Raw genomic sequence first — 12,897 nt, forward strand, 5'->3', positions numbered from 1 at the left:
GTCCGGGAGGACCGTGGCTAAGTCTGTGGGTCTGATCGGTTGTGGCCGACCCCAGCGGGGCGGCGATCGATGCCTTCGGGCCTCGAGCCCGTATGGCGGGCGCGGCTGCTGCCTGTGCCGGCTGGTCAGCCGCGCCCCGCCATACGTCCGGAAACCGTCAGACCTCCTCGACGCTGCTCGGCTCGCGCCGCGACAGGTCGATCCCCAGCTCCTCGGCGGCACGGAAGACCTCGTCGTCCGCGTCGCGCATCTCGATGGCGCTGCCGTCGCTCGACAGGACCTCGACGTTGAGACACAGGGACTGCATCTCCTTCAGGAGCACCTTGAAGGACTCCGGGATGCCCGAGTCGGGGATGTTCTCGCCCTTGACGATGGCCTCGTAGACCTTGACGCGGCCAGGCACGTCGTCGGACTTGATGGTGAGCAGCTCCTGCAGCGTGTAGGCGGCGCCGTAGGCCTCGAGGGCCCACACCTCCATCTCGCCGAAGCGCTGACCACCGAACTGGGCCTTACCACCCAGCGGCTGCTGCGTGATCATCGAGTACGGGCCCGTCGAGCGTGCGTGGATCTTGTCGTCGACCAGGTGGTGCAGCTTCAGGATGTACATGTAGCCGACGGACACCGGCTCCGGGAAGGGCTCTCCGGACCGGCCGTCGAACAGCCGCGTCTTGCCGGTCTCGCCGATGAGGCGCTGACCGTCGCGAGTCACGTTGGTCGAGTCGAGCAGGCCCTTGATCTCGGCCTCCTTGGCGCCGTCGAAGACCGGCGTGGCCACGCGCGAGCCGGCCGGGGCCGAGTGCGCGTCCTGCGGGATCTTCGTCGCCCACTCGGCACCCTCGGCGATGTTCCAGCCACGGCTGGCGGCCCAGCCGAGGTGGATCTCCAGGATCTGACCGACGTTCATACGACCCGGCACACCGAGGGGGTTGAGCACCACGTCGACCGGGGTGCCGTCCTCGAGGAAGGGCATGTCCTCGATCGGGAGGATCTTGGAGATGACACCCTTGTTGCCGTGACGGCCGGCGAGCTTGTCGCCGTCGGTGATCTTGCGCTTGTTGGCGACGTAGACCCGGACGAGCTGGTTGACGCCCGGCGGGAGCTCGTCGCCTTCCTCGCGGTCGAACACCTTGACACCGATGACCGTGCCGGTCTCGCCGTGAGGCACCTTGAGGGAGGTGTCGCGCACCTCGCGGGCCTTCTCGCCGAAGATCGCCCGGAGCAGGCGCTCCTCGGGCGTCAGCTCGGTCTCGCCCTTGGGGGTGACCTTGCCGACGAGGAGGTCGCCGTCGCGGACCTCGGCGCCGATGCGGATGATGCCGCGCTCGTCGAGGTCGGCGAGGACCTCCTCGGAGACGTTCGGGATGTCCCGGGTGATCTCCTCGGCACCGAGCTTGGTGTCGCGGGCGTCGACCTCGTGCTCCTCGATGTGGATCGAGGAGAGGGTGTCGTCCTGGACGAGGCGCTGCGACAGGATGATCGCGTCCTCGTAGTTGTGACCCTCCCAGGGCATGAACGCCACGAGGAGGTTCTTGCCCAGCGCCATCTCGCCGCCGTCGGTCGCCGGACCGTCCGCGATGAGCTGGCCGACCTCGACCCGGTCACCCGCATCCACCATGACCCGCTGGTTGTAGCAGTTGCCCTGGTTGGACCGGCTGAACTTCATGATCCGGTAGGTCTGGTAGGACCCGTCGTCGGCGGCCACGGTCACCAGCTCGGCGGAGACCTCCTGGACCACCCCGGCCTTCTGGGCCAGCACGACGTCGCCGGAGTCCAGCGCTGCACGGTGCTCCATGCCGGTGCCCACCAGCGGGGCCTCCGCGCGGACCAGCGGCACGGCCTGGCGCATCATGTTGGAGCCCATGAGGGCGCGGTTGGCGTCGTCGTGCTCCAGGAAGGGGATCAGCGCGGTCGCGGCCGACACCATCTGGCGGGGCGAGACGTCCATGTAGTCCACGTCGGCCGCGGGCACGAAGTCGACCTCGCCGCCCTTGGTGCGCACCAGGACGCGCTCCTCGGCGAAGCGGCCGTCCGCCTCCATGGGGGCGTTGGCCTGCGCGATGACGAACTCGTCCTCCTCGTCGGCCGAGAGGTAGTGCACCTCGTCGGAGACGATGCCCTCGTTGACCTTGCGGTAGGGCGTCTCGACGAAGCCGAAGGGGTTGATCCGCCCGTAGGACGCGAGCGAGCCGATCAGACCGATGTTGGGACCCTCAGGAGTCTCGATCGGGCACATGCGGCCGTAGTGCGAGGGGTGGACGTCACGCACCTCCATACCGGCGCGGTCACGGGACAGACCACCCGGGCCCAGGGCCGAGAGACGACGCTTGTGCGTCAGGCCCGAGAGCGGGTTGTTCTGGTCCATGAACTGCGACAGCTGCGAGGTGCCGAAGAACTCCTTGATCGACGCCACGACGGGGCGGATGTTGATCAGGGTCTGCGGGGTGATCGCCTCGACGTCCTGGGTGGTCATCCGCTCGCGGACGACGCGCTCCATGCGGGACAGACCGGTGCGGACCTGGTTCTGGATCAGCTCGCCGACGTTGCGCAGCCGACGGTTGCCGAAGTGGTCGATGTCGTCGACCTCGACCCGGACGTCGACGGCCTCGCCGTTGCGGCTGCCGGGCAGGGCCAGGTCGCCGTTGTGCAGGGCCACGAGGTACTTGATCGTCGCGACGACGTCCTCGATGCGCAGCACGGACTCGGACAGCTCCGCCTCGATACCGAGCTTCTTGTTGATCTTGTAGCGACCGACCTTGGCCAGGTCGTAGCGCTTGGGGTTGAAGTACAGGTTGTCCAGGAGCGCCTGCGCGGCCTCCTTGGTCGGGGGCTCGCCCGGACGCAGCTTGCGGTAGATGTCGAGCAGCGCGTCGTCCTGGCCCGCGGTGTGGTCCTTCTCCAGGGTCTGGCGCATCGACTCGTAGTCGCCGAACTCCTCGAGGATCTGCGCCTCGGTCCAGCCGAGCGCCTTGAGCAGCACGGTGACCGACTGCTTGCGCTTGCGGTCGACGCGCACGCCGACCATGTCGCGCTTGTCGATCTCGAACTCCAGCCAGGCGCCACGGCTCGGGATGACCTTGGCCGAGTAGATGTCCTTGTCGGACGTCTTGTCCGGCGTGCGCTCGAAGTAGACTCCCGGGGAGCGGACGAGCTGGGAGACCACGACACGCTCGGTGCCGTTGATGATGAAGGTCCCGCGCTCGGTCATGAGCGGGAAGTCGCCCATGAACACGGTCTGGGACTTGATCTCGCCCGTGTTGGTGTTCATGAACTCGGCGGTCACGAACAGCGGGGCGGAGTAGGTCATGTCCCGCTCCTTGCACTCCTCGATCGAGTGCTTCTCCTCCTCGAACCGGTGGTTGCGGAACGAGAGGGACATGGAGCCGGAGAAGTCCTCGATGGGAGAGATCTCCTCGAAGATCTCCTCCAGCCCGGACCGGTCGGGGACGTCGTTGCGGCCGGCCTCCTTGGCGGCGGCCACCCGGGCCTGCCACCGCTCGTTGCCGAGCAGCCAGTCGAAGCTCTCCGTCTGGAGCGCCAGGAGGTCCGGGACCTCCAGGGGCTCCTTGATCTTTGCGAAGGACAGGCGGCCGGAAGCCGTCTGAGCTGTGGACACAGTCTGGGTCGCGGGTCGCGAGGCAGCCAAGGAGGGTCCTTCCACGGGCCTGGAGCTATGGAGTCGAAGCGAGCTCGCGTTGCGCTCCTGCTCAGCCTGTGCAAGTCGGACCGGGTGCGACGTCATGGCAGGTCAGGCCATGTGTCGTAGGGTCTGGGGCGCGGGCGAAGGCGGGGCGCGCAGCGACAAGGCAGCGCAAAGCGTCAGCATAGTCGATGGACGTAGACACGTCCAATCTGCCACATCGGAGGGAGCACGCGCAGGTGTGACACCCGGGCTCGACCTCGGCGGTGGCCGACGCCCCATCACTATGGGTCGGCGAGCGGTCGCCGTCAAGCGGATCGCCTCCTGACACACCCAGGTCGACGCGGTCTGCGAGCCTTCCCCTGGCCCGGAGACGGTATGCCGAGGGCGGGCGAGGGCGCCGTCCCGGCGTCCGGGGCCTCGCCCCGGCCCCTTGCCGCCCTGCCGCCCCACAGCCGGGAAGCAGTCGGGACGCAGCGAGGCGGGCCCCACCCGAAGGTGGGACCCGCCCCGTGGCAGAGCGTCAGCCGGAGGTGATCCGGCCTCGGATCACTTGAGCTCGACGGTGGCGCCGGCGCCCTCGAGGGCAGCCTTGGCCTTCTCGGCGGTCTCCTTGTTGGCACCCTCGAGAACGGGCTTGGGAGCGCCGTCGACGAGGTCCTTGGCCTCCTTGAGGCCGAGAGAGGTCAGCGCGCGGACCTCCTTGATGACCTGGATCTTCTTGTCGCCGGCAGCGGTGAGGATGACGTCGAACTCGTCCTTCTCCTCGGCAGCGGCGGCGTCGCCACCGCCCGCGGCGGGGGCGCCGGCGGCGGCAACCGCGACCGGGGCGGCGGCGGTCACGCCGAAGGTGTCCTCGAACTGCTTGACGAACTCGGAGAGCTCGATCAGGGTCATCTCCTTGAAGGCGTCAAGGAGCTCGTCGGTGGTGAGCTTAGCCATGGTGGCTTCCTTCCTAGTCTGTGCCGTGAGTGGCTGGTGTGTGGTGCGAGCGAGCTGCCGTGAGGCAGATCAGCTCTCGTCGCCACCCGCGGCGACGTCGTCGGTAGCCTCGGCCGGGGCCTCGGCGGAGTCGTCGGCCGCCGGAGCAGCCGCGACGGGACCCTCGGCCTCGACCTTCTGGCGCAGGGCGTCGACCACGCGGGCCGTCTGCGACAGGGGTGCGGCGAAGAGGTAGACAGCCTTGCTGAGCGAGGCGTTCATGGCGCCCGCCAGCTTGGCGAGGAGCACCTCGCGGGACTCGAGGTCCGCGAGCTTGGTGATCTCCTCCGTGCTCAACGGCTTCCCGTCGAGCACACCGGCCTTGATGACAAGGGCCGGGTTGGCCTTGGCGAAGTCACGCAGACTCTTGGCCGTCTCGACCGGGTCGCCCGTCACGAAGACGATGGCGCTCGGGCCCGAGAGGTGCTCGTCGAAGGCCGTGATTCCGGCCTCCTTCGCAGCGATCCGGGTCAGCGTGTTCTTGACCACGGCATAGGTCGCGTGCTCACGGATCGATCCGCGCAGCTCGGAGAGCTGCTTCACGGTCAGACCGCGGTACTCCGTCAGCACGGCCGCGCTCGAGCCACGGAACTTGTCCGTGATCTCGGCGATGGCAGTCTGCTTGTCAGCGGTTGCCATGTGGCCTCCTTCCGTAGCGTGAAGCCGGTAGCCACATGAGAAGAGCCCCGGCGCAGGCGCACGGGGCTCGAATGACGTTGACGGACAAGCCGCCGGGCATCGGTCACGGTCACCTACGCTGGACGCCCCTCGTGGGACCTTCGTGCCGCACGTCGCCCGAAGGCGGCGGGACGGCAGACCGGCGGTCATTGGTCCTGGCAAGAGTACGGGCAGTCAGGGTCGGCGACCAAATCGTCGGCCCGCCGCGCAGGTGTCGCCGGGCGCCAGGCAGTCCCCACCGCGTCCTGCCCCAGCGCGGGGTGGGAGCGGGGCCGCGTGCTCAGCGAGGGGCAGGCCCGGTCGTCGGCGACCCGGTGGTGGCAGGGCTGTCCGTCGACGGGGATGCCTCCGGCCCGGGAGCGTCACCGGACGAGGCAGACGCCAGACCGCCGGGAGTGCTGGACCCGGTGGGTGCCGTCGTGCTGCGGTCCTGAGCCACCGGGCTGCCCGGAGCCGGGGCCACGTCGTCGGACGGCGGCTCCTCGATCTCGGCCGGCTCCCCCCAGCGGGAGTACTCGGTCCGGTCCACGATCTCCCCGCGAGCCGTGGGGACGGTGGCGACGACCGAGGTGAGCACCCCCTGCCGGTCCTGCACCACCACCAGCCGCACCTGGCGGGTCACGGCGCTGCGCAGCGCCGCGGGGGCACCCACGGCATCGAGGTACTGCGTCGGCGGCACCGAGAATGCCGTCTGGGTGCCCTCGCCGCGGGGGGTGCGGTCCCCGAGGAGACCGGGGAGCATCGTGGTGAAGCGACCGGGATCGACCTGGGACGCCGCCTGCGCCTGGGTGCCGAGGGCTCGGCTGATCGCATCGGCCCCGCCCGGATCGAGCAGCAGCCAGTGGCGGGTGTCCGTGCGTGGGCGAGCAGGCGGAGCTCCGGCAGCCGTGCTGGTCGGTGCCGGCAGCGCCACCTCGACAGTTCCTGCGCCCTTGACCCAGGTCCGCCCGCCCAGGGTGACCAGGGTGACGGTCCGGCCCCCGGTCGTCACCGACACCTGCGCGGCCCTGGTCCGGGTGTCCACCCGCGCCTCACCCGCGCCGGCCACGGTGGACATCGACATCCGCACCGAGCCCTTGGCCGCCACCTGGGTGCGGATCTGCTGCGCCAGCTCGTCCCCCGGGACGCCCTCCCCCGTGGGGATGGGCTGGGCGTTGGGGTCCGGCGTGCTGCCCGCGAGGCTGGCGCCCTCCACGGGCAGCCGGGTGGTCGGCGTGCCGGACGCGCTCGACGAGGTGGCTCCGAAGGTGGAACGCGTCGTGTGCGAACCGGCGACGCATCCCGACAGGGCCAGCACGACGGCCGTCGCCACGAGCCACGGCCCGGGCCGGCGGGTGGAGGCGGCAGGGGAACGGCGCATGATCGCCGATCCTATCCGCGCAGCGGCGTCCTACGGCCCAGGCACGACGACGCCCGGACCGCGGCGAACGGTCCGGGCGTCGATCATGCGAGGATCAGGCTCAGGCCTGGCCCTCCTCCTCGGAGGTGAGGTTGCGGGTGCGGTTGGGGTCCAGCTGGATGCCGGGGCCCATCGTGGTCGCCATGGTCGCCTTGGTGATGTAGCGGCCCTTGGACGCGGACGGCTTGAGGCGGAGGACCTCCTCGAGCGCCGTGGCGTAGTTCTCGACCAGGGCCTTCTCGTCGAAGGAGACCTTGCCGATGATGAAGTGAAGGTTGGCGTGCTTGTCGACGCGGAACTCGATCTTGCCGCCCTTGATGTCGTTGACGGCCTTGACGACGTCCATGGTGACGGTGCCGGTCTTGGGGTTGGGCATCAGGCCACGGGGGCCGAGCACCTTGCCCAGACGGCCGACCTTGCCCATGAGGTCCGGGGTCGCGACGACGGCGTCGAAGTCGAGCCAACCGCCCTGGACCTTCTCCAGCATGTCGTCGGAGCCGACGAAGTCGGCGCCGGCGGCGCGGGCGGCCTCGGCCTTGTCGCCGTTGGCGAAGACGAGGACCCGAGCGGTCTTGCCCGTGCCGTGCGGGAGGTTGACGGTGCCGCGGACCATCTGGTCGGCCTTGCGGGGGTCGACGCCGAGGCGGAACGCGACCTCGACGGTGGAGTCGAACTTCGTGGTGGCCGACTCCTTGGCGAGGCGGACGGCCTCGAGCGGGGAGTACAGGGTGTCGGCGTCGATCCGCTCGGCGGCGGCGCGGTAGGTCTTGCTGCGCTTCATGATCTGCTCCTGCTGGTGTGGTGGGCGTCCCGGGAGATCGCCCTGTGGAGGTGTGGTCGTCGGGCCAGCGCCTGGCCCTGCCACGGCTTCCGGCCGCGCCCTGCAGGACGCGGCCGGAAAGGTCACGAGATCAGGACTCGTAACCGGGGGTGTTGATGCCCATCGAGCGAGCGGTGCCGGCGATGATGCGGGCAGCCATCTCGATGTCGTTGGCGTTGAGGTCTTCCATCTTCTGCTGGGCGATCTCACGGATCTGGTCGGCCGTCAGGGTGGCGACCTTGGTCTTGTTGGGCACGCCGGAACCCTTGGGGACGCCCGCGGCCTTCTTGATCAGCTCGGCGGCCGGCGGGGTCTTGGTGATGAAGGTGAACGAGCGGTCCTCGTAGACCGTGATCTCGACCGGGATGACGTTGCCACGCTGGGACTCCGTCGCGGCGTTGTAGGCCTTGACGAACTCCATGATGTTGACGCCGTGCTGACCGAGGGCCGGGCCGACGGGCGGGGCGGGCGTCGCTGCGCCGGCCTGGATCTGCAGCTTGATGAAGCCGGAGACCTTCTTCTTGGGAGGCATGTGCTACTTCCTTAGGTGGTGGGCCGACGCCGTGGGCGATGACCCGGTTGCAGCCCTGCGGTCTGCCGCAGGACGGTGGGACTCGATCAGATCTTGGCGACCTGGTTGAAGCCCAGCTCGACCGGGGTCTCCCGGCCGAAGATCGAGACGAGCACCTTGAGCTTCTGGGTCTCCACGTTGATCTCGGAGACCGTGGCGTCGAGGGTCTCGAAGGGGCCCTCCATGACCGTGACGGACTCGCCGACCTCGAAGTCGACGTCCACCGCGGGGCGGGCGGGCTGGAGGCCACCGGCACCCTGGTCCGCGGGGGAGCCGCCGGGCGCGGCAGGTGCGGCCGGCTCCTCGAACTTGGGCGCGAGCATGGTGACGACCTCGTCGAGGCTCAGCGGCACCGGCTGGTGGGTGTGGCCGACGAAGCCGGTGACACCGGGGGTATGGCGGACCGCGCCCCAGCTCTCGTCGGTGAGGTCCATGCGGACGAGCACGTAACCAGGCATCCGGACGCGACGAACGGTCTTGCGCTGACCGTTCTTGATCTCCACGACCTCCTCCATGGGAACCTCCACCTGGAAGATGTAGGGCTCCATGTTGAGGCTGGTGACGCGGGTCTCCAGGTTGGTCTTGACGCGGTTCTCGTAGCCCGCGTAGGAGTGCACGACGTACCAGTCGCCCTCGAGCATGCGCAGGTCTCGCTTGAACTCCTCGAGAGGGTTCACCGCGGGCGCGTCGGTGATCGCCGGGCTGTCCGTCGTGGGCTCCTCGGCCTCGGCCTCGGCGGTGGCGGGCTCGGCGACCGGCTGCTCGGGCTCGTCAGCGGTCGCCTCGGTCTCCGCAGACACGTCGAGGTCCTCGGCCTCGTCGCTGGGGGCGAAGGGGTCGTGCGAGGGCTGGTCGGACACGGTGCGGGCCTACTTCCTTGCTGGTGGTCGGGCTGGTCGCCCAGGGCGCTGGACACGGCGCCCGGATCGCCGTCAGCTCCCGGCGAAGGCCCAGAAGACGAGCTTGCCGACGCCGAAGTCGACCACCGCGCAGAACAGCATGATCGCGATGACGAAGACCAGGACGACCGTGGTGTAGGTGATGAGCTCGTCCCGCGTGGGTCGGACGACCTTGCGGAGCTCGTCCATCACCTGGGCGATGAAGAGAGCGATGCGCCCGAAGAAGCCACGCCGGGCCGCGGGAGTGGCACCACGGGTGGTGTTGACCTCGCTCACAGTCCCTGCCTTCGTCAGACGTTGCCTACTCAGCAGGGCAGGAGGGACTCGAACCCCCAACCGCCGGTTTTGGAGACCGGTGCTCTACCAATTGAGCTACTACCCTAGGAAAGGCTCGCCGGCGCGGGAGCTGAGCACCCGGATGCGCCGCCGACCATCCAAGAGACGAGCATACGTCACCCGCGGGCCCCGACGCTAACCGACGTCCGGACACCCCTCCCCTCGGCGCTCCCACCGCCGCAGGCCGCGATCACGCTCGGCCCCGTGCAGCAGGCGCGGCAGCCCGCCCTCGATGCGGGCGGGTGACCAGGCGAGGGCGGGCGGTCCCGCCGAGGGGACGGAGACCGTGAGGACACCGGTCTCGGTGGTCTCCGGGCTTCCGCTGCCGAAGACGAAGTTCCCGAGCCCGTAGGCCACGGCCGTCTCCCCCACCCGCGTCGTCGTCTGGGTGATGTGGGCATGGCTGCCGACGACCACGGTGGCGCCCGCCGCCGACAGCAACCGGGCGGTCTCGCGCTGCCGCGGGGTGGGACAGCGCTGCTTCTCGATGCCCGAGTGCAGGTAGACCACCACCACGGTGTCCGGCCCCGAGGCCCGGGCGGCTCGGACGCCCTCCAGCAGGCCCGCCATACCGCTGTCGTCCTTGACCTTGGCCAGGCCGGGCGCGGTCGCCGTGGCCTTCCAGTCCAGGTGGGCGTCCAGCACGTCGGTGGCGCCCAGCACCACCACCCGGCGGCCGCGGACGGAGGTCACCCAGGGAGCCCACGCCTCACGCTCGTCCTTGCCCAGGCCCACCATCGGCAGCGGCGAGGACGCCTTGACCCGCAGCATCCGCGCCATCCCCTCCTGCCCGAAGTCCATGCCGTGGTTGTTGGCCACCGTCACCACGTCCACGCCGGACTGGCGCAGCGTCGTGAGGATCCGCGGGTCGGTGACGAAGGTGAACGGCTTCGGCTGCGGGACGAGCCCGGAGGTGTCCTCGGCCACGACGGTCTCCAGGTTGACCATGGCCAGGTCGGCCTGCGCCAACACCCTCCCGGCCTCGCCCAGCCCGTGCTCGTTGACGCGTCCCGCGACGCCGTGGGCCTGGGTGTCCCCGGCGAAGGCCAGGGTGATCGCCGACGGCCCAGGGCGACCGGAGGTCGGGTGCGCCCCTCCCCCGGCCGAGGGAGGGGCCACCGCGGGGGCTGTCCGCCCCGCCGGAGCGCGCGTGGGGTCGTCCTGGGCGGCGGGAGCCCCGGCGCAGGCGGCCAGCACCGCCGCAGCCAGGACGGCGAGAGCGGGCATCCCCTCGGACCACCTCGCGATGCACCTCTTCGTAGGCATGAGGCAACTGTCAGCCATGTTCGCTGCTGCTGCCATCCGGCGCGCGGACCCGGCGTACGAGCAGACGGCGGACCGAGGCGGGCAGGATGGACGCATGGCCCGACCTCTCGACCAGCTGCCCAAGGCCCACCTGCACCTGCACTTCACCGGATCGATGCGCCCGGAGACCCTGGTCGAGATGGCCCGCGAGCACGGTCAACGGCTGCCGCACGCCCTCACCCAGGGGCACCCGCCACGGCTGGCCGACGTGGACGAGCGTGGCTGGTTCCGCTTCCAGCGGTTGTACGACGCGGCGCGGGCGTGCGTGCGCAGCCCCCAGGCGATGCGCCGGATCGTGCTCGAGGCGGCCCTCGACGACGCGGCCGAGGGGTCGCGCTGGCTCGAGCTCCAGGTGGACCCGACCAGCTATGCGCCCTTCTGCGGGGGCCTGACGCCGGCGCTGGAGCTGGTCCTCGACGCAGCTGCGGCGGCGAGCGCCGAGTCCGGGATCGGGGTGGGCGTGGTGGTCGCGGCCAGCCGGATCCGGCACCCCTTCGACGCGCGGACGCTGGCGCGACTGGCGAGCCGGTATGCCGGGGAGGGAGCCGGGACGGTGGTGGGTTTCGGACTGTCCAACGACGAGCACCGCGGGGTCACCGAGGACTTCGAGCCGGCCTTCCGGATCGCCCGGGCGGCCGGGCTGGCGCTGGTCCCGCACGGGGGCGAGCTGCGTGGCCCCGAGGCGGTGACCCAGACGTTGGAGGCCTTCGTCCCCGACCGGATCGGGCACGGGGTGCGGGCGGCGGAGGACCCGCGGGTCCTGGACCGGCTGGCGCGAGAGGGGGTGGCCCTGGAGGTCTGCCCAGGGAGCAACGTGTCGCTGGGGGTCTACGACACGGCCGACGCGGTGCCGCTGCGACCGATCCTCGACGCGGGCGTGTCCGTGGCGCTCGCGGCGGACGACCCGCTGCTCTTCGGCAGTCGGCTGGTCGACCAGTACGCCACGGCCCGGGAGGTCCACGGGCTCGACGACGAGGAGCTGGCGGCCCTGGCCCGGATGTCGCTGCGAGCGTCGTCGGCGCCGCGGGAGGTCGTCGCCCGGGCCGAGGCGGACGTCGACGCGTGGCTGCGACTGCCGGCCTGAGCGGACGCCCGCCCCGGAGCGCCTGACGCCGAGGCGGCGCGCGCAGGCCTGCGGGCGGCGGTCGGACCCGCCTGCGCGACGAAGCCCGGCGGACCCGACCACCGGCGGTAGGTCACAGGGAGTGGCCGACGAAGACGGGCTCGTTGACCAGGGTCACGCCGAAGGTCTCCTGCACACCGTCGCGCACCTGGCGGGCGAGGGCCACGACGTCCGCCGCCGAGGCCGGCCCGCGGTTGGTGACCGCCAGGGGGTGCCTGGTGGACAGGGCCGCAGGCCCCGGCATACCGAATCCCTTGCCGAAGCCCGCCTTGTCGATGAGCCAGGCGGCGCTGGTCTTGACCAGGCCCTCGCCCGCGGCGAACCGCGGCGGCACCGGGCCCTGCGCGCCGAGCCGGGCGGTGGCGCGTCGGGCGAGCTCCTCCCAGCCCTCCTCGTCCAGGATCGGGTTGGTGAAGAAGGAGCCGCAGGACCAGGTGTCGTGGTCCTGCGGGTCGAGGACCATCCCGCGCTGCCGACGCTGCTCCAGCACTGCCGCGCGGGCATCGGCCAGGGGAACCCGGGCGCCGAGCTCGACACCGAGCCCGTCGGCCAGCGCGGCGTAGGCCACGGGGCGCGAGAGGTCCCCCACCTCCAGCTGGAAGGCGACGTCGAGGACGACATAGCGGTCGGTGCCCTTGAACGCCGAGTGCCGGTAGGCGAAGGCACAGTCCGAGCTCGTGAACGTGCGCACCCGCCCCTCGTGCCGGTCGTAGACCCGCACCTGGGCGATGGTCTGGGCGACCTCCTGCCCGTAGGCGCCGACGTTCTGCACCGGAGTGGCGCCGGTCAGGCCCGGGATGCCGGAAAGCGCCTCGATGCCGGCCCAGCCCTCCTCCACGGCACGCTCGACCAGACCGTCCCAGGGCTCCCCCGCCGCGACCCGGACGAAGGCGCCGCCGCAGAGGTCCTGGCTCTCGACCTGCGCCCCCGACGTGCGCACCACGACCACGGTGCCGGCGAAGCCCTCGTCGGCGATCACCAGGTTGGACCCACCGCTGATCACGAGCAGGGGCTCGTCGGCGTCGTCGACCTCGCGGACCGCGTCGACGAGCTCGTCGGTGGTGGTGACGGTCACCAGCCGCTGGGCCGGGCCACCCACCCGCATCGTCGTCAGGGTGGCGAGGGGGACGTCGTGGTCGACCTGCATG

The 12,897-nt window shown here is 70.7% G+C and carries 11 protein-coding genes and 1 tRNA gene; 1 reads left to right on the top strand and 11 read right to left on the bottom strand.

Going from position 1 to position 12,897, the window contains the following annotated elements:
- Positions 1-157 precede the first annotated feature (157 nt).
- From rpoB to MM438_RS12360, 10 genes are all read right to left on the bottom strand, one after another.
- The gene (gene rpoB / locus MM438_RS12315) at positions 158-3,643 is read right to left on the bottom strand and encodes a DNA-directed RNA polymerase subunit beta (protein ID WP_241452873.1); all 3,486 of its coding nucleotides are present in this window, start codon (positions 3,641-3,643) and stop codon (positions 158-160) included.
- Between the two features lie 543 nt (positions 3,644-4,186).
- Positions 4,187-4,579: a 50S ribosomal protein L7/L12 gene (gene rplL, locus MM438_RS12320; RefSeq protein WP_241452874.1), complete on the bottom strand. Its 393-nt coding sequence runs from the start codon at positions 4,577-4,579 to the stop codon at positions 4,187-4,189.
- A 69-nt stretch (positions 4,580-4,648) separates the two neighbouring features.
- Complete coding sequence (gene rplJ, locus MM438_RS12325; RefSeq protein ID WP_241452875.1) at positions 4,649-5,257, bottom strand: 50S ribosomal protein L10; 609 nt, start codon at positions 5,255-5,257, stop codon at positions 4,649-4,651.
- 319 nt (positions 5,258-5,576) lie between these two features.
- Positions 5,577-6,656 (bottom strand): hypothetical protein, encoded by a 1,080-nt coding sequence (locus MM438_RS12330; protein ID WP_241452876.1) that lies wholly within the window; start codon positions 6,654-6,656, stop codon positions 5,577-5,579.
- A gap of 100 nt (positions 6,657-6,756) precedes the next feature.
- Positions 6,757-7,476, bottom strand: coding sequence for a 50S ribosomal protein L1 (gene rplA, locus MM438_RS12335; RefSeq protein ID WP_277627970.1), 720 nt, complete (start codon positions 7,474-7,476; stop codon positions 6,757-6,759).
- 130 nt (positions 7,477-7,606) lie between these two features.
- Complete coding sequence (gene rplK, locus MM438_RS12340) at positions 7,607-8,047, bottom strand: 50S ribosomal protein L11 (RefSeq protein WP_241452877.1); 441 nt, start codon at positions 8,045-8,047, stop codon at positions 7,607-7,609.
- 86 nt (positions 8,048-8,133) lie between these two features.
- Positions 8,134-8,946 (bottom strand): transcription termination/antitermination protein NusG, encoded by an 813-nt coding sequence (gene nusG, locus MM438_RS12345; RefSeq protein ID WP_241452879.1) that lies wholly within the window; start codon positions 8,944-8,946, stop codon positions 8,134-8,136.
- A 72-nt stretch (positions 8,947-9,018) separates the two neighbouring features.
- Positions 9,019-9,261, bottom strand: a complete 243-nt coding sequence (gene secE, locus MM438_RS12350; protein WP_241452880.1) for a preprotein translocase subunit SecE — start codon at positions 9,259-9,261, stop codon at positions 9,019-9,021.
- 33 nt (positions 9,262-9,294) lie between these two features.
- A tRNA-Trp gene (locus MM438_RS12355) sits at positions 9,295-9,367 on the bottom strand.
- An 89-nt stretch (positions 9,368-9,456) separates the two neighbouring features.
- A complete protein-coding gene (locus MM438_RS12360; protein ID WP_241452881.1) occupies positions 9,457-10,587 on the bottom strand; it encodes a CapA family protein in 1,131 nt (376 codons plus the stop codon).
- Positions 10,588-10,681: 94 nt separating this feature from the next.
- Here MM438_RS12360 and MM438_RS12365 point away from each other — a divergent pair, with 94 nt between their 5' ends.
- On the top strand, positions 10,682-11,710 hold the full coding sequence (locus MM438_RS12365; RefSeq protein WP_241452882.1) for an adenosine deaminase: 1,029 nt from the start codon (positions 10,682-10,684) through the stop codon (positions 11,708-11,710).
- 112 nt (positions 11,711-11,822) lie between these two features.
- Here the strand turns inward: MM438_RS12365 and MM438_RS12370 are convergent, their stop codons facing one another.
- Positions 11,823-12,896: a UDP-N-acetylmuramate dehydrogenase gene (locus tag MM438_RS12370; RefSeq protein WP_241452883.1), complete on the bottom strand. Its 1,074-nt coding sequence runs from the start codon at positions 12,894-12,896 to the stop codon at positions 11,823-11,825.
- Position 12,897 lies beyond the last annotated feature (1 nt).

Source organism: Arsenicicoccus dermatophilus (genome assembly GCF_022568795.1).
GTDB lineage: Bacteria > Actinomycetota > Actinomycetes > Actinomycetales > Dermatophilaceae > Arsenicicoccus > Arsenicicoccus dermatophilus.